A 17,054-nucleotide genomic window follows, 5' to 3' on the forward strand; every position below is an offset into this window, starting at 1 on the left:
CCCATTCCTGCGCAGTTTTTCCCGCCTTCTCCCCCTCGTTTCACCCGTGGGCATCCGATGTTTGTGCTATCCCGGGTATCAGTCCTCCATCCGGGTTGCCGGGCCCTGCCCGGGGTGTACACTAGTTCCCCCCGCCAATTCGCCCTCGTCGCTTCGCTGCCCGCGAGAGGTGTTTCGCCGCGTGTCCGTCCCACGGTTTTACCCCTGCTTTGCAGGCCGGAACGCACGCTGTCGAACCCTTGAGCGTGTCCCGCGAGGCGGCGGGTTCATGACCATAAAACCTCTCTCGTCTCTCACGTCCCGGCAGGCCTGAAAATGGATGAACAACTGAAGCAAAGCGCGCTGGCGTATCACCAGAATCCCAAGCCCGGCAAGATCTCGGTCACCCCGACCAAACCGCTCTCGAACCAGCTCGATCTCTCGCTCGCGTACTCGCCCGGCGTGGCCGCCGCGTGCGAAGCGATCCACGCCGACCCGCTCGACGCGCAGAAGTACACCTCGCGCGGCAACCTCGTGGGCGTCGTGACCAACGGCACCGCCGTGCTCGGTCTCGGCAACATCGGCCCGCTCGCGGCCAAGCCGGTGATGGAAGGCAAGGGCTGCCTCTTCAAGAAGTTCGCGGGCATCGACGTGTTCGACATCGAACTCGACGAATCGGACCCGGACAAGCTCGTCGAAGCCATCGCCATGCTCGAGCCCACGCTCGGCGGCATCAACCTCGAGGACATCAAGGCGCCCGAGTGCTTCTACATCGAGCAGAAGCTGCGCGAGCGCATGAAGATCCCGGTCTTCCACGACGACCAGCACGGCACGGCGATCATCGCCTCGGCGGCGATCCTGAACGGCCTGAAGGTGGTGGGCAAGGAACTCGGCAGCGTGAAGCTCGTGTGTTCCGGTGCGGGCGCGGCGGCCATCGCCTGTCTGGACCTGCTCGTGAAGCTGGGGCTGAAGAAGGAGAACATCCTCGTCACGGATTCGAAGGGTGTGATCTACGAAGGCCGCGGCAGCCTCGATCCCTCGAAGGCGCGCTATGCGGCCAACACGGACGCGCGTACGTTGGGCGACGCCATCAAGGGCGCGGACGTGTTCCTCGGCTGCTCGAGTGCGGGCGTGCTCAAGCCCGAGATGGTCGTGGACATGGGCACGAAGCCGCTGATCCTCGCGCTTGCCAACCCGGAGCCGGAAATCCGCCCGGAAGAGGCGAAGAAGGTGCGCCCGGACGCGATCATCGCCACGGGCCGTTCGGACTACCCGAACCAGGTCAACAACGTGCTGTGCTTCCCGTTCATCTTCCGCGGCGCGCTGGACGTGGGCGCGACCACCATCACGGAAGAGATGAAGCTCGCGTGCGTGCGCGCGATTGCCGAGCTGGCGGAAGAAACCGATCAGGGCGACGAAGTGGCGAAGGCCTATGAAGGCCACACGCTCGAATTCGGCCCGGAATATCTGATTCCGAAGCCGTTCGATCCGCGCCTCATCATCAAGATCGCGCCGGCCGTGGCGCAGGCCGCGATGGATTCGGGCGTGGCCACGCGCCCGATTGCCGACATGGATGCCTACCGCGAGCAACTGGGCGTCACGGTCTACCGCACGGGCATGGTGATGCGCCCCGTGTTCGCGGCCGCGAAGGCGAGCCAGGCGCGCATCGTGTTCGCCGAGGGCGAGGACGAGCGCGTGCTGCGCGCCGCGCAGTTCGTGCTGACCGAGAAGATCGCGAAGCCGATCATCGTGGGCCGGCCGTCGGTGGTCGAAATGCGGCTGAAGAAGATGGGCTCGAAGCTGCGTCCGGGCACCGACTTCGAGATCGTCGATCCCGAAGACGACCCGCGCTTCCAGAAGAGCTGGCAGGCGTACCACGAACTCGGCGCGCGCCAGGGCATCACGCCGGAAGTGGCGAAGGCGTCGATGCGCAAGTTCAACACGCTGATCAGCGCGATCCTCGTGCATCTGGGCGACGCCGACGGCATGATCTGCGGCCTGCTCAACAGCTTCGACTACCACCTGAAGTTCGTCGAGCAGGTGTTCGGCAAGGCGAAGGACGCCGAGAACTACGCGGCGATGAACCTGCTGATGCTGCCGGGCCGCAACATCTTCATCTGCGACACGTACGTGAACGAAGTGCCGAGCGCCGAACAGCTCGCCGACATGACGATCCTCGCCGCGCGCGAAATCGAGAAGTTCGGCATCGTGCCGAAGGTGGCGCTGCTCTCCAGCTCGAACTTCGGCAGCGTGCGCTCGTCCACGTCGCAGCGCATGCAGGCCGCGCGCGAACTGATTGCACAGCGTGCGCCGCAGCTTGAAGTGGATGGCGAGATGCACGGCGACGCGGCGCTTTCGGAGCTGATCCGCAAGCAGGCGTTCCCGGGCACGACGCTCACGGGCGAGGCGAACCTGCTCGTCATGCCGAACGTGGAAGCGGCGAACATTGCCTACAACCTGCTGAAGGTGATCGGCGGCGAGGGCGTGACGGTGGGCCCGTTCCTGCTGGGCGCGGCGAAGCCGGTGCACATCCTCACGCCGGCGGCGACGGTGCGACGCATCATCAACATGACGGCGGTGGCTTCGGCGAATGCGGCCGTGACGAAGCAGGCAGCGGCACGTTGATGAGCGTGAGCCGGTCTGGCGTCTGATTCATCCGGGCGCTGAAAGCGCACGAGAGCCCAGGGCAGCCCGCACCGGCCAACGAAAAAGGGGCGCTTCGTTCACACGAAGCGCCCCTTGCTTTTGTCAGCCTGCGTTGACGTTAGCCCAGGTGAAACCTCAAGCCGCGTGACGTGCCGCGCCGCCTTGCGGCGAGCGCCACTTGGCGAGCAGCGTGGCCCACTTCGCGCGCACGGCCTTGAGGTTGTTCTCCTTCACGTGGCCGTAGCCGCGGATTCCGTCGGGCAGGTTCGCGAGTTCCACGGCGAGCCCGAGGTTCTCCGCGTTCACGCCGCCGGCCAGCTCGCGCACGAGCGCTTCGTACTCGCCGATCACGGCACGCTCGTCGCGCCGCTCCTGGGTGCGGCCGAAGGGATCGAACGCCGTGCCGCGCAGGAACTTGAGCTTCGCGAGCACGCGCATCGCGCCGAGCATGTGCGGGCCGTACTGCTTCTTCACCAGTTGGCCCTTGCCGTCGTGCTTCGCGAACGTCGGCGGCGCGAGGTGGAACTTCAGCTTCCAGTCGCCTTCGAAGGTTGCCTTCAGCTTTTCGAGGAACACCGGATCGGCGTAGAGGCGCGCCACTTCGTACTCGTCCTTGTACGCCATCAGCTTGTGCAGGTTCTTCGCCACGGCCTCGGTCAGCGCGAACTGGCCGTCCGGACGATCGATCCTGCCTTCGGCCGTGCGCACGTCCGCCACCAGCGCGCGATAGCGCGACGCGTACGCGTCGTTCTGATACGCGGCGAGGTACTGGGCGCGCTTGTCGATCAGCGCATCGAGCGCCTTGGGCGTATGCAGCGAGACGATCTTCGCGCCCGCGGCGTCGGCGTTCTGGTCGGCTTGCGGCTTCTTCACGAGGGCGTCCACGGCAGCGCGGTCGTGCGCCACGCGGCGGCCCCATTCGAACGCGGCGAGGTTCTTCTCCACCTGCACGGCGTTCAGCTCGATCGCGCGCGTGAGCGACTCGTGCGTGAGCGGCAGCCAGCCTTTTTGCCACGCGTAGCCGAGCACGAACGGGTTCGTGTAGATCGCGTCGCCGAGCAGCGCGAGTGCGTAGCGGTTGGCATCGACAGCGGCGACGTTGTCGGTGCCGGCCGCCGCGCGCACGTCGGCTTCGGTGTTCGAACCCGGGAACTGCCAGTTCGGGTTCTTGATGAAGTCGGCGGTCGGCGTCGGGGCGACGTTGAGCACCACATGCGTCTGGCCCGCCTGCATGCGCGAGACGCAGTCGTCGCCCGCGGTCACGATGGCGTCGCAGCCGATCACGAGCTTCGCTTCGCCCATGGCGATGCGGGTGGCGTGGATATCGGCGGGCTGGTTCGCGATCTGCACGTGGCTCATCACGGCGCCGCCCTTTTGCGCGAGGCCCGTCACGTCGAGCACGGTCACGCCCTTGTTCTCGAGGTGGCCGGCCATGCCGAGCAGCGCGCCGATCGTCACCACGCCGGTGCCGCCCACGCCCGTCACCAGCACGCCGTAGGGGCGTGCGAGCGCGGGCAGATCGGGCGTCGGCGCGGGCGGCATCGTGTTGCTGCCCGCGCTTTCCGCCTTCGGCTTGCGCAACTGGCCGCCTTCCACGGTGACGAAGCTCGGGCAGAAGCCCTTCACGCACGAGAAGTCCTTGTTGCAGGTGGACTGGTTGATCTGGCGCTTCGTGCCGTACTCGGTGTCGAGCGGCTCGACCGAGAGGCAGTTCGACTGCACCGAGCAGTCGCCGCAGCCTTCGCAGACGGCCTCGTTGATCACCACGCGCTTCGCCGGATCGGGATAGGTGCCGCGCTTGCGGCGGCGGCGTTTTTCCGTGGCGCAGGTCTGGTCGTAGATCAGGATCGTCGTGCCGGCAATCTCGCGCAACTCGCGCTGCATGGCGTCGAGCTGGTCGCGGTGATGGATCGTCACGCCCGGCGCGAGCGAGGTCACGCCATCGTATTTCGCCGGATCGTCGGTGACGATCACGATCTTCGCGGCGCCTTCGGCGGCCACCTGATGCGTGATCTGCGGAATCGTGAGCACGCCGTCCACGGGCTGGCCGCCCGTCATCGCGACCGCGTCGTTATAGAGGATCTTGTAGGTGATGTTCGCCTTCGAGGCGATGGCCGCGCGGATCGCGAGCAGCCCCGAATGGAAGTAGGTGCCGTCGCCGAGGTTCGCGAACACGTGCTTGTCGTTCGTGAACGGCGCCTGACCCACCCACGCCACGCCTTCGCCGCCCATCTGGCTGAAGGTGCTCGTGCTGCGGTCCATCCACACGGTCATGTAGTGGCAGCCGATGCCCGCCATCGCGCGCGAGCCTTCCGGCACGTTCGTCGAGGTGTTGTGCGGGCAGCCCGAGCAGAACCACGGCTTGCGCTCCGCCTGCACGCGCGGTCTGGCGAGCGCCTTTTCCTTCGCCTCGATCACGGCGATGCGCGCGGCGATGCGCGCCCGCACGTCGGAGGGCAGATCGAATTTGTCGAGCCGCGTGGCGATGGCCTTCGCGATGATCGCGGGCGAGAGTTCGTAGTGGGCCGGCAGCAGCCAGTTGCCCATCGGCACGGACCATTCGCCGCCGGCGCCGTCTTTCTCGTCGAACTTGCCGTACACGCGCGGACGCTGTGCGTCGGGCCAGTTGTACAGCTCTTCCTTGATCGCGTATTCGAGGATCTGGCGCTTTTCCTCGACCACGAGGATTTCCTGGAGCCCGCGCGCGAACGCCTGGGCGCCCTGCGCTTCGAGCGGCCACACGCAGCCGACCTTGTAGAGGCGGATGCCGATGCGCGAGCAGGTTTCGTCGTCGAGGCCGAGGTCGGTGAGAGCCTGGCGCACGTCGAGATAGGCCTTGCCGCCCGTCATGATGCCGAAGCGCGCGTGCGGCGAGTCGATCTCGACGCGGTCGAGCTTGTTGGCGCGCACGTAGGCGAGGCCCGCGTACCACTTGTAGTCGAGCAGACGCGCTTCCTGCACGAGCGGCGGATCCGGCCAGCGGATATTCAGGCCGCCTTCGGGCAGGAGGAAGTCTTCCGGCAGGACGATCCGGGTGCGATGCGGGTCGATTTCGACCGAGGCCGACGATTCGACCACGTCGGTCACGCATTTCATGGCGACCCACAGGCCCGAGTAGCGGCTCATGGCCCAGCCGTGCAGGCCGAAGTCCAGATATTCCTGCACGTTCGAGGGGAACAGCACCGGCAGGCCGCAGGCCTTGAAGATGTGCTCCGACTGATGCGCGAGCGTGGACGACTTGGCCGCGTGGTCGTCGCCGGCGAGCACGAGCACGCCGCCGTGGCGCGACGAGCCGGCCGAATTGCCGTGCTTGAACACGTCGCCGCAGCGGTCCACGCCGGGGCCCTTGCCGTACCACATGGAAAACACGCCGTCGTGCTTCGCCGACGGGTACAGGTTCACCTGCTGCGAGCCCCAGACGGCCGTGGCCGCGAGGTCTTCGTTCACGCCGGGCTGAAAGACGATCTGATGGGCGGCGAGATGCTTCTTCGCCTTCCAGAGCGACTGATCGAGACCGCCGAGCGGCGAGCCGCGATAGCCGGAGATGAATCCCGCAGTATTGAGACCGGCTGCCTTGTCGCGTTCCTGCTGCAGCATCGGCAGGCGAACCAGCGCCTGGATGCCGCTCATGTACGCGCGGCCGCGGTCGAGTGTGTATTTGTCGTCGAGCGTGACGGAAGCTAGCGCGGCTTCGAGCGAAGCACGCTGACCAGCGTCTAGCGGGGCATTCATTGTTTGTACTCCTCCATCCACCATAGTCTTGGGATCACCAGAACTTCAGTGCCTCGGCATCTTGTGGATGCTCCGGCCCGGGGCGCCATATTGGCGTGTTTTTAGCGATGGTAGCACTGGGGCAAACCCGCCGCTCGGTGTCGCAGAGGACCGTGGTGCCGGGTTTGCCTCGCTTGCGGCAGCATGTCTCGCGCCAGACTGTCAGACGTTGTGTAACAGTGGATGTGTCTGAATGCTGCGTGGCGTAACAGCGTGTAAAAACTACACGAATCCGGAACCAGACTTGATATTTCTGTCTAATTCCCCACCTGTGCAAACCGCGCAGCACCCCTGGCAGGAAAAGGGGTACTACCGCAACAGGCAGTCTGAAAAAAGGAGTACAGCATGAACAATCGACATATCCAGACCTTCCTGACCGTCTCGGCCGCATTTTTCGCCATGAGCGCGCCGCTGCATTCGAATGCGAGCAGCAATGGCTCGGTGAATGCGGTCGCCCGTATTGCGCCGTACACGCAGTGCGCCAAGGCCGATGCCGGCGCGACCGGGTTCCGCCGGACCGAGCGCCAATCCTGATGATTTCCGCGATGCTGCGCTGATCCGCGCGGCATTCCATTCACCGGGGCCGCCGCCGGGTGTGCGGAGGCGGCCCCAGCAAGACAAAAGGGCGAAGATCGCGTGATCTTCGCCCTTTTTTCATGGCCGCCCGGCCATGACGCCGCGATCAGGCCTTGTCCTGCACCACGCCGCGGCGGATCTGGTCGAGTTCGATCGACTCGAACAGCGCCTTGAAGTTGCCTTCGCCGAAGCCCTCGTTGCCCTTGCGCTGGATGATCTCGAAGAAGATCGGTCCGATCTGGTTTTCGGTGAAGATCTGCAGCAGCAGGTCTTCGGGCGCGCCGTCGATCAGGATCTTGCGCTTCCTGAGCTCTTCGAGCGGTTCCGTGTGGCCGGGAATGCGGCGGTTCACGAGTTCGTAGTACGTGTCGATCGTATCGAGCAGCGCGATCTCGGACTTGCGCAGCCCGTCCACCGTGCCGTAGATATCGTTCGTGCCGAGCGCGATGTGCTGGATGCCCTCGCCGTGGTAGGCGTCCAGGTATTCCTGGATCTGGCCGGCCGTCTCGCCGCCTTCCTCGTTGATCGGAATGCGGATCTTGCCGCACGGGGAGGTCATTGCCTTCGACTTCACGCCCGTCACCTTGCCTTCGATGTCGAAGTAGCGGATTTCGCGGAAGTTGAAGAGGCGTTCGTAGAACTCCGCCCACTCGTTCATGCGGCCGCGGTGGACGTTGTGCGTCAGGTGGTCGATATAGGTGAGGCCGTGGCCCGCCGGGTTTGGCTCCGCGCCGGGGATCGGTTCGAAATCGACGTCGTAGATGCTGATGTCGCCGATGCTGCCGGGCGCCGCACCGTTCTTGCCGCGCCAGCGGTCCACGAAATAGATCAGCGAGTCGCCAATCCCCTTGATGGCGGGGATGTTGAGTTCCATCGGGCCGGTCTTGTTGTCGAAGCCCCAGGCGCCGCGCTCGAGCGCGTGCTGGTAGGCCTTCGCGGCGTCCTGCACGCGGAACGCGATCGCGCAGATCGACGGGCCGTGCAGGCGCGCGAAGCGCTGCGCGAACGAATCGGGCTCGCCGTTGACGATGAAGTTGATGTCGCCCTGGCGGTACAGCGTGACGTCCTTGTGGCGATGGCGGGCGACGGCGGTGAAGCCCATGCGCTCGAACAGCTTGCCGAGCGCCTTGGGGTCCGGCGCCGTGTACTCGATGAACTCGAAGCCGTCGGTGCCGACGGGATTTTCCCAGGTGGGGACGTGCATGGTTGTCTCCTCGACGCAGATCATGGATTTCGTGCAGCGAGTGTAGTCCGCCAGATTGGGTGAAAACTTGCGATGTGGGTCGTCGTTCGAACGCGATGCGCTATAAAATGCCTGGATCATCTGGTGGGGTGGCAGAAAATGGCGGACATCGAACTCGACGCAATCGACCGGCGAATCCTCGCCATCCTTCAGGAGAATGGCCGGCTCTCGAACCAGGAGATCGCGGAGCGCGTGAATCTCTCGCCCAGCCCGTGCCTGCGGCGCATCCGGAGGCTGGAGGAGATCGGCGTGATCCGCGGCTATGTGGCGCTGCTCGACGCGCAGAAGCTGGGCCTCGATCTGCTGGCCTACGTGAGCGTGCGGCTGGAGAAGCGCGGGCCGACGGCGGCGGGCCGGGACGGCGTGACCCACGCGGAGCTTTTTCGGGCGGCAGTGCAGACCTGGCCGGAGGTCGTGGTTTGCCACGCCATGACCGGCGATATGGACTTTTTGCTGCGCGTGCAGGTGGAGGACATGGCACACTTCTCGCGCTTCGTGCAGGACCAGTTGCTGCACCATCCTTCGGTGATCGACGTGAAGTCGAGCTTTTCGCTTCAGACGTTCAAGGAGACGACGGCGCTGCCGATCCGGTAGGCGCAGCGCTTTGGCGGTGGCAGACGTAAAAAAAGCGGCCTGGGCCGCTTTTTCGTCACTCTCGTGGGGGAGCGCCCCGAGGCAGGATTCACGCCGCGACGGCTTGCGGGAGAATCGACTCGATCAGCTTCGATGCCTGGCGCGCCTGGCGCTTGAGCGCGTAGTCGAACACGGCGGCCTGCTCCTGGAGCATTTCGGCAATGATGCTGCTCTGGTCGGCCGGTTCGAGCGACAGGTACGCGTCGGCCTCGCCGTAGGCGTATTCGATCTTCATGCCCGACTTCTTCGCGATATGCATCATCGTGGCATTGCGCGAGAGGCAGTGCATGTAGAGCGTCGTGACGTGCGTGTTGCGGCTGCGGATGGCGGCGCGCTCGAACAGCTTCGAGCCGGCGCCCTGACCGCGCGCGCTTTCCAGCACCGAAACGCCGAACTCGGCGGTGCGGCCGTTGCCGTCCGCCGGCAGGTAGGCCAGGTGGCCCACGCCGACCAGTTGCAGTTGATGGTCGAACACGCCGAATACGGTGTCACGGGTGAAGTCCATCGAACGGACGTAGTTTTCGATCACGTGGTCCGGCGCGGCCTGGCCGAAGCGCAGCAGGCGGTCTTCCGGATCGAGCGACAGAAAGTGGCGCACGAGCTTTTCGCGGTCGGCCGAGGTGAGCACACGCACCATGACGGGCGAGCGACCGGACACGGCCGTGCGGCCGGACGACAGGATCGGCTCGGCGGTTTGGGTCGAAAGCTTGTTCATGGCGGGTTCTCCTTAAAATTCATGCGGCATGATGCGCCGCAAAACGAATTCTAGCGAAAACCCTGGTATGGAGCTAGGGAAAACCCGTATTTTTGATTTGAGTGTTGCGCCTAATCAAGAGTCGATTTGACGCAAATCATTGATTTTTAAAGTGTAAATTTCAGGGGTCGCATAACTGGCCGAAGTGTTGCGGACGGGCGTCATGTTGCGATGCATCAATATGTCCCCGAAGAGTTGGGTGTATCGCGGCCGGGTCAGTCCCCTTGCAGCCCGTGATCCATCACGCCGATCACCTGCTCGGCGAAGTCGCGGTAGCCCATGCGGCCGCCCGGCTTCAGCCAGGTGAAGGTCCAGTTGATCATGCCGAACAGCATCATGGTCAGCGCCGTCTGGTTTTCCGCCGTCACGCGCCCGGGGTAGGCGCGCGCGAGCTGGCGCGTGAAGGCCGCTACGACATCGCGCTGGCGGTTCAGGATGATTTCGCGCTGCGCGTCCACGAGATATTTCACGTCGTTGAGGAGCGCCACGTGGCGGCTGTGCGACGTCTCGTATTCGGCAAGAAAGGCGCGGATCAGTTCGGCGAAGGATTCGCGCTCGTCGAGACCGCGCCGCTGGCTTGCCCCTTCCACCTCCGCGATGATCAGCATGAGCCGCTTCGTGTAGCGGTCGAGCAGATCGAAGAGGATCGCCTCCTTGCTCTCGTAATAGTGATAGAGCCTCGCCTTCGAGGTGCCGCTCGCCGCGGCGAGATCGGACATCGACGTGCTCGGATAGCTCGTCTGCGCGAATTTCTCGGCGGCGAGTTCAAGGATCTGGTCGCGTTGCGTCTCGTGGTCGGGCGCTCGGGTACGGGCCATTTTTTTATGAGTTAGCGAGAAAAGGGGAGAGGCGCCGCCGTGTGCGGCGCGGTCTGCCGCGTGGCGGCGCCGTGGCTGGCCTCGAAGGCGGCGGGCGCGGCGTGCATGTCGTCGCGCAGTTGCAGTTCTCCGGCGGCTGCCAGTTCGCGCAGGCGCCAGAGCACGACCGGTTCGGTCAGCGCGGCACCGGCGCCGGCGCACGGCAGGGCACTCGCGATGGCATCGGGCGCGAGCCAGGGTCCGCGTGCCGCGTTCAGGATATCCAGGATCAGCAGGTCCAGATCGGCCCACGTGCCGCTCGTGAACGTGTTGTCGCGCCAGCGGCGCGTCTCGCCGTTCGCGAACTTGGCCTCCTGCCATTCGAGCGCGAGCCGCGTGATGCGCAGCACCGAAATCGGCGCGGCGTCGGGCAGGCGGCGCTGCAGGTGCGCGACGGCGTCGCCCGCCAGGTCGTCCGGCAAGAGGCGCACTTCGTTCAGCCGCTGCGGTGCCGTGCGCAGCCGGTAGCAGATGCGGCGCAAAGTCAACTGGTCGGCGGCGGCGTTCGTGTGCCAGATCACTACGTTGGCGTCGTCGGCTTCGAGGGCGTCGAGCGCCGCGCAGTCGTGCGCCGTGAGGGTCTCGGGCAGGCCGCCCGTGCGCTGCCAGAAGGCCGCGCGTTGGGCCGCAGCGGGGTCGGCGGCTTCGTCGATGTCGCGCAGCGGGCCGACCGTCAGGTCGTCGAGGAGGGCGATGACGCGCTCGGCGCGGGCGTCCGCTTCGAGCGCCAGGCGCAGCGCGGCCGCTGCCGGCTCGCCATGGGTGAGGTGAATCGTGGTCATCGACGGCTTATCGCATCCGGTGGGGTGCCCGAACGAACCCGGGCTGACAGGGGCAAAAAAGGGCCGCCCGCCTGCCGGCGCGTTGCCGGTTGCGGGCGGCCCCTAGTGTAAGCGGATCGCCGGAGAGCCGAAAGCGCGCTGTTGCGCGCCGGCCGTTGTTGGGGGGTATCTGCGCGAGCGGATCCTAGCGCTCGTCGAAGCTCACCACCACGCGCTCGCTTACCGGATGGCACTGGCAGGTCAGCACGAAGCCGTCCTTCACTTCCTGCTCTTCGAGCGTGTAGTTCTTGTCCATCTTCACTTCGCCCTCGATCACCTTCGCGCGGCAGGTGCAGCACACGCCGCCTTTGCACGCGTACGGCAGCGCGAGGCCGGCGTGCAGGCCCACGTCGAGCAGGCTCACGCCCTCGTACGGCAGGCGCAGCTTGCGCTTCTTGCCGTCGATGACGATCTCGAGTTCGGCGGCCGGCGCGCTCTCGCTGATTTCGACCGCCGGCACGCCCGCCTGCGGCAGCGGCGAACCGAAGCGCTCGACGTGCACGTTCGGCTGCGGCACGCCCGCCTCCTTGAGCGCGGCTTCGGCGGCGTCCATCATCGGCGCCGGTCCGCAGATGAACGCTTCGTCGATCTCGCCGGCCGGCAGCAGGGTTTGCAGGAATTCGGCGCACTTTGCGCGGTCGAGTACGCCGTTGAACAGCTCGACGTCCTGGAGATCGTCGGAGAGCACGTGGTAGAGGCGGAACCGGTTCATGAACCGGTTCTTCAGATCCTCCAGCTCTTCGGCGAACATGATCTGATCGACGCTGCGGTTGCCGTACACCAGCGTGAACGCGCTGCGCGGCTCCGCTTCGAGCGTGGTCTTGATGATCGCCAGCACCGGCGTGATGCCCGAGCCGCCCGAGAACGCCACGTAATGCTTGCCGTGTTCGGCGTTCAGGTGCGTGAAGAAGCGCCCATCGGGTGTCATCACCTCGATTTCGTGGCCGGGCTTGAGCGAGTCGAATGCGAAGTTCGAAAAGCGTCCGCCGCGTACGCGCTTGATGCCGATGCGCAGTTCGCCGTCGCGATCGTAGTCGGTCACGCCCACGCAGATCGAGTAGGAACGGCGCGTTTCCTCGCCGTCGATATGGGTCTTGAGCGTGACGAACTGCCCTTGCGTGAAGCGGTAGGCGTCGCGAAGCCCGGGCGGAATCTCGAAGGCGACAGAGACCGCGTCCGCGGTTTCGGGCCGCACTTCGCGGATGCGCAGCGAATGGAATTGCGGAGTGGCCATATCAGTACGGTTTGAAGTAGTCGAAGGGTTCGCGGCAGTCGAGGCAGCGGTAGAGGGCTTTGCACGCGGTCGAGCCGAACTGCGCGAGGCGTTCGGTGTGTTGCGAGCCGCAGCGCGGGCAGGCGGGCGTGGGCAGCGGCCTCGCGCCGGACCTCGGCATGAACGTGACGGGCTGCTCGCCGGTGGCTGCCGCGCCGCTGCCGCACTGGCCCGTGGGCGGGGCGATGCCGTAGGCGCGCAGCTTTTCGCGGGCCGCGTCGGTGATCCAGTCCGTGGTCCAGGCGGGCGAGAGGGTGGTCTCGATGCGATAGGGCGCGAGCGCGGCGGTGTCGAGCGCGTGCGCGACATCCTCGGCGATCTGCGACATCGCGGGGCAGCCCGAGTAGGTGGGCGTGATCACCACTTCGAGCTGGCCGTCCGCCGCCCGGCGCACGTCGCGCAGAATGCCGAGTTCGCGGATCGAGACGACCGGAATCTCCGGATCGGGCACCGATTCCAGCACTGCCCAGGCGCGCTCGAGCGCGTGATCTGCCGTCGTCGCTTGCATCGTGATTCCCTTGTTCTTGCGTGAGCCCGAAGTGAAGCCGAACCGGTGCGCGGGCTTACCAGCGCGCGTCGGGGTGCTGGCGGGCGAGGCTCTGCATCTCGGCGAGCACGTAGCCCATATGTTCGGAGTGCTCGCCCAGCTTGCCGGTCGTGATGTGCTTGACGGGCGCCGGGACCGCGAGCGTCGCTTCTTCGAGCGCGGCTTCCACGTCGGCGCGCCATGCCGCTTCGCACTGCGCAGCGAGCGGCGCGATGCCGGCCTCGGCCACCGCGGCTTCCACGGCGTCGGTGCTGAAGAACTCGCGCGTGTAGGGCATCAGCCAGTCGAGTGCGGCCTGCGCGCGGCGGTGCGATTCCTCGGTGCCGTCGCCAAAGCGGATCAGCCACTCGCGGGCGTGATGCACGTGGTAGCGCGTTTCCTTGATCGAGCGTTCGGCGATGGCGGCCAGTTGCGGATCGGCGGAGCGCAGCAGGGCCGTCCACAGGTGCGCCATCAGCGAGGCGTAGAGGAAGTTGCGCACGATCGTCACGGCGTAGTCGTTGGCCGAATGCGTCGTGCCGGCGAGCGGGCCGTAGTGCGGCAGCTCGGCGAGCGTGTAGTTCGCGAACTCGCGCTCGGCGCGGAAGTAGGCGTAGTCGTCCTCGGTGCGCTCGCGGCCGCTCAGCGCCTTTTCGAGCGTGGCGGCGTGCGTGTAGAGCAGGCGCGCCTGGCCGATCAGGTCGAGGCTCATGTTGGCGAGCGCGATGTCTTCTTCGAGGATCGGACCGTGGCCGCACCATTCCGTGTTGCGCTGACCAAGGATCAGCGCCGTATCGGCAAGGCGCAGCACATAGGCGAGATGTTCGGGCGTAGGCGTCGTCATGTCGGGCGCTCTTACATGTGGTTGACTTCGTCGGGCAGCGTGTAGAACGTGGGGTGGCGATAGATCTTGTCGCCGGCCGGCTCGAAAAGCTCGGCCTTTTCGTTCGGATCCGACGCCGTGATAGCCGACGACGGCACCACCCAGATGCTCACGCCTTCCTGGCGGCGCGTGTAGACGTCGCGCGCCATGCGCAGCGCCATCGACGCGTCGGCGGCGTGCAGGCTGCCGCAGTGCTTGTGATCGAGGCCCTGCTTGCTGCGCACGAACACTTCCCAGATCGGCCATTCCTTGTTCATTTCGGATCTCCTTCCTGATGTCTATGTCGGCCGGAACTGGCGCTTGAGCGCCGTGCTCCGGCCCGATGCAGTGGATTGCTGCGGGTCAGGCGGCGTGCTTTTCGGCGCGCTGACGCTCCTTTTCGGCATGAGCGAGGGCAGCTTCGCGCACCCAGGCGCCCTCGTTGTGCGCCTTGACGCGCGTGCCGAGGCGTTCGCGGTTGCACGGGCCGTCGCCGTTCACGACGCGCCAGAATTCTTCCCAGTCGATCGTGCCGTAGTCGTAGTGGCCGCGCGCCTCGTTCCATTCGAGATCCGGGTCGGGCAGCGTCACGCCCAGCACCTTGGCTTGCTCGACGGTCGCATCGACGAACTTCTGGCGCAGGTCGTCGTTCGAGATGCGCTTGATGCCCCACCTGGCCGACTGGTTGCTGTGGACCGAATCGGCGTCGCTCGGGCCGAACATCATCAGCACCGGCCACCACCAGCGGTTCACGGCCTGCTGGACGAGTTCGCGCTGGGCGTGCGTGCCGGCCATCATCGCGAGCAGCGCGTCGAAGCCCTGGCGCTGGTGAAACGACTCTTCCTTGCAGATGCGGACCATGGCGCGCGCGTACGGGCCATAGGTGCAGCGGCACAGCGGGATCTGGTTCATGATCGCGGCGCCGTCCACAAGCCAGCCGATCACGCCGACGTCGGCCCAGGTCGGCGTCGGGTAGTTGAAGATGCTCGAGTACTTGGCCTTGCCGGCGTGCAGGGCATCGACCAGTTGATCGCGCGAGACGCCGAGCGTTTCCGCCGCGCTATAGAGATAGAGCCCGTGGCCGGCCTCGTCCTGCACCTTGGCGAGCAGGATCGCCTTGCGCTTGAGGCTGGGAGCGCGCGAGATCCAGTTGCCTTCGGGCAGCATGCCCACCACTTCCGAGTGCGCGTGCTGCGAAATCTGGCGCACGAGCGTCTTGCGATAGGCGTCGGGCATCCAGTCCTGGGGCTCGATCTTGCCGTCGGCGGCCATCACGGCATCGAACCGGGCCTGCTCCGGCGACGCGGCGTCCGCATCGAGCGGGGCGACGTTGCCGGGGATGTCGAGGGATTGCGTGTACATGGCGGACGCTCTCTTCGGGTTGAGGTATGGCGTGCAGTATAAATCAACCGACCGGTCGGTAAATGAATTTTTTGCGTTGGGGCAAAAGGACAGGATCGGCAGGCTGCGCTCATGGAGTTTTAGCGAATCGAGCGCGAATCGCCAGTGGCGTGTTCCCGGTGGCCGGGCGGCGGGGGATTTTCTTTTTGTCAGTGGGTTGGAAGGCCGATGCCGCGCGGCGTCGGGCACAATGGGCGTTTTGTTTTTCCACGTTCTCCCGGATGAAGATCGCTCTCCCTCTCGCTGCCTCCCGTATTGCGGCTGGTGCCGCGCTTCTCGCATCGCTGGCTGTGGCCGCGCCGTCGTTTGCCGACCAGCCGTCGGCTTCGTGGGTGACGAGCTGGGCGACGGCGCTGCAGTCGATTCCGCAACTCGAAGCGCCTCCGCCGCTGTATCGGGCGCCGGCCGTGGCGGGGCGTACGGTCCGGCAGATCGTCTATCCGACATTGGGCGGCCAGGTTGCGCGCATTCATGTGAGCAACGAGTACGGGCGCACCCCGCTCGTCATCGAGGCGATGGGCATTGCGCCTTCGTCGGGCGGCGCGGCCGCGGGCGAAGCCGGGGCCGCGCGGGTGACCTTCGGAGGCCGGTCCGGAGTGACGGTGCCGCCGGGCGGGGCCGTGGAGAGCGATCCGGTGCACGTCGAACTGCATGCGAGAGCCGCCTACGCGATCAGCTCCTATATGGGGGCCGAGCAGACGATGGTGGCCTGGCACCGGGTGGCGAGCCAGGTGAATTACGTGTCGCGGCCGGGCGATCACGTGGCCGATGCTTCGGGCGCGGCCTTCGAGCAGCGTTTCACCCAGTACGTGTGGGTAACGGGGCTGGCGGTGGAGGCGCCGGGGGCGGCAACTGTCGCAGCGATCGGCGATTCGATCACGGACGGTATGCGCTCGTCGCTGAACCAGAACCGCCGCTGGCCTGACGCGCTGGCCCGCAGGCTCGCGCGGGAGCAACGGACGGGGTTGGCGGTGATCGATCTTGGCATCAGCGGCAACCGGCTGCTGAGCGATTCCCCTTGTTACGGCGAGGCGCTGGAACGCCGTTTCGAGCGCGACGCGCTGGCTCACCCGGGTGTGAAGACCGTTGTGCTGCTTATCGGCATCAACGACATCAACTTCCAGGCCATGCCGGCGAGGGCGGGGCTCGACTGCGATGCGCCGCATACGCGGGTGAATGCGGACGATCTCATCGCGGGGTACAAGCGGGTGATCGCGCAGGCGCATGCGCGCGGCGTGCGCATTGTTGGGGCGACGCTGACGCCGGCCTCGCTGCCGCCCGAGCGCGAGGCGATCCGCGAATCGGTGAATAAATGGATCCGGACCAGTCATATGTTCGACGATGTCGCCGATTTCGACGCGGCGCTGCGCGATCCGGCCAACCCGGTGCGCTTGCGCCGCGAGTACGACAGCGGCGACCACGTCCATCCCGACGATGCAGGTTATGCGGCGATGGCGGAGGCGATTCCGCAGAGCGCGCTGGCTGGCCGGTGATGTGAATTTTTTTCGTGTTTCCCCTTGCGGGATGGGGGTTGGGGGCGGTAAGATTCGCCCCCTTCGCAGTTCACGGGTGACACCGGTGCAGCGGCGAAGGCCGCCGGAGGGAACGGGCGGACGCGAGGTTGACAGCTTTCAGGCGGCGACGCAAAAAAAGATGTTGACGAAGCGAAAAAGATTCTTCATAATCTCGTTTCTCTGCTGCAGACGCAGCGA

At 65.9% G+C, this 17,054-nt stretch carries 14 protein-coding genes; 4 read left to right on the forward strand and 10 right to left on the reverse strand.

Annotated features, from left to right (window positions below; translation table 11 throughout):
* Window positions 1-315: 315 nt before the first annotated feature.
* A complete protein-coding gene (locus BFE01S_RS35480) occupies window positions 316-2,604 on the forward strand; it encodes an NADP-dependent malic enzyme (protein WP_028229559.1) in 2,289 nt (762 codons plus the stop codon).
* A 156-nt stretch (window positions 2,605-2,760) separates the two neighbouring features.
* Here BFE01S_RS35480 and BFE01S_RS35485 read toward each other — a convergent pair whose 3' ends face one another.
* Window positions 2,761-6,357, reverse strand: coding sequence for an indolepyruvate ferredoxin oxidoreductase family protein (locus tag BFE01S_RS35485; protein ID WP_028229560.1), 3,597 nt, complete (start codon window positions 6,355-6,357; stop codon window positions 2,761-2,763).
* Between the two features lie 384 nt (window positions 6,358-6,741).
* Between BFE01S_RS35485 and BFE01S_RS35490 the strand changes: the two genes are divergently transcribed.
* Window positions 6,742-6,930 (forward strand): hypothetical protein, encoded by a 189-nt coding sequence (locus tag BFE01S_RS35490; protein ID WP_028229561.1) that lies wholly within the window; start codon window positions 6,742-6,744, stop codon window positions 6,928-6,930.
* A gap of 148 nt (window positions 6,931-7,078) precedes the next feature.
* Here the strand turns inward: BFE01S_RS35490 and hppD are convergent, their stop codons facing one another.
* Window positions 7,079-8,176, reverse strand: a complete 1,098-nt coding sequence (gene hppD, locus BFE01S_RS35495; RefSeq protein WP_028229562.1) for a 4-hydroxyphenylpyruvate dioxygenase — start codon at window positions 8,174-8,176, stop codon at window positions 7,079-7,081.
* A gap of 138 nt (window positions 8,177-8,314) precedes the next feature.
* Here hppD and BFE01S_RS35500 point away from each other — a divergent pair, with 138 nt between their 5' ends.
* The gene (locus BFE01S_RS35500) at window positions 8,315-8,809 is read left to right on the forward strand and encodes an Lrp/AsnC family transcriptional regulator (protein WP_028229563.1); all 495 of its coding nucleotides are present in this window, start codon (window positions 8,315-8,317) and stop codon (window positions 8,807-8,809) included.
* Between the two features lie 88 nt (window positions 8,810-8,897).
* Here the strand turns inward: BFE01S_RS35500 and BFE01S_RS35505 are convergent, their stop codons facing one another.
* The 8 genes from BFE01S_RS35505 to paaA form a co-directional block, all read right to left on the reverse strand.
* Complete coding sequence (locus BFE01S_RS35505; protein ID WP_028229564.1) at window positions 8,898-9,563, reverse strand: GNAT family N-acetyltransferase; 666 nt, start codon at window positions 9,561-9,563, stop codon at window positions 8,898-8,900.
* Window positions 9,564-9,817: 254 nt separating this feature from the next.
* The gene (locus tag BFE01S_RS35510; RefSeq protein WP_028229565.1) at window positions 9,818-10,420 is read right to left on the reverse strand and encodes a TetR/AcrR family transcriptional regulator; all 603 of its coding nucleotides are present in this window, start codon (window positions 10,418-10,420) and stop codon (window positions 9,818-9,820) included.
* Window positions 10,421-10,431: 11 nt separating this feature from the next.
* A complete protein-coding gene (locus BFE01S_RS41500; RefSeq protein WP_063834465.1) occupies window positions 10,432-11,241 on the reverse strand; it encodes a DUF1835 domain-containing protein in 810 nt (269 codons plus the stop codon).
* 184 nt (window positions 11,242-11,425) lie between these two features.
* Window positions 11,426-12,514, reverse strand: a complete 1,089-nt coding sequence (gene paaE, locus BFE01S_RS35520; RefSeq protein ID WP_028229566.1) for a 1,2-phenylacetyl-CoA epoxidase subunit PaaE — start codon at window positions 12,512-12,514, stop codon at window positions 11,426-11,428.
* 1 nt (window position 12,515) lies between these two features.
* On the reverse strand, window positions 12,516-13,061 hold the full coding sequence (gene paaD / locus BFE01S_RS35525) for a 1,2-phenylacetyl-CoA epoxidase subunit PaaD (protein WP_042339867.1): 546 nt from the start codon (window positions 13,059-13,061) through the stop codon (window positions 12,516-12,518).
* A 55-nt stretch (window positions 13,062-13,116) separates the two neighbouring features.
* A complete protein-coding gene (paaC, locus tag BFE01S_RS35530) occupies window positions 13,117-13,923 on the reverse strand; it encodes a 1,2-phenylacetyl-CoA epoxidase subunit PaaC (protein ID WP_028229568.1) in 807 nt (268 codons plus the stop codon).
* A gap of 11 nt (window positions 13,924-13,934) precedes the next feature.
* A complete protein-coding gene (gene paaB / locus BFE01S_RS35535) occupies window positions 13,935-14,219 on the reverse strand; it encodes a 1,2-phenylacetyl-CoA epoxidase subunit PaaB (protein WP_010092957.1) in 285 nt (94 codons plus the stop codon).
* A gap of 85 nt (window positions 14,220-14,304) precedes the next feature.
* Complete coding sequence (gene paaA, locus BFE01S_RS35540; RefSeq protein WP_028229569.1) at window positions 14,305-15,303, reverse strand: 1,2-phenylacetyl-CoA epoxidase subunit PaaA; 999 nt, start codon at window positions 15,301-15,303, stop codon at window positions 14,305-14,307.
* A gap of 260 nt (window positions 15,304-15,563) precedes the next feature.
* On the opposite strand from paaA, the gene BFE01S_RS35545 reads away from it, so the two are divergent.
* Window positions 15,564-16,835, forward strand: a complete 1,272-nt coding sequence (locus BFE01S_RS35545; RefSeq protein ID WP_042339870.1) for an SGNH/GDSL hydrolase family protein — start codon at window positions 15,564-15,566, stop codon at window positions 16,833-16,835.
* Window positions 16,836-17,054: the final 219 nt, after the last annotated feature.

This window comes from Paraburkholderia ferrariae NBRC 106233 (assembly GCF_000685035.1).
In the GTDB taxonomy this organism is placed as follows: domain Bacteria; phylum Pseudomonadota; class Gammaproteobacteria; order Burkholderiales; family Burkholderiaceae; genus Paraburkholderia; species Paraburkholderia ferrariae.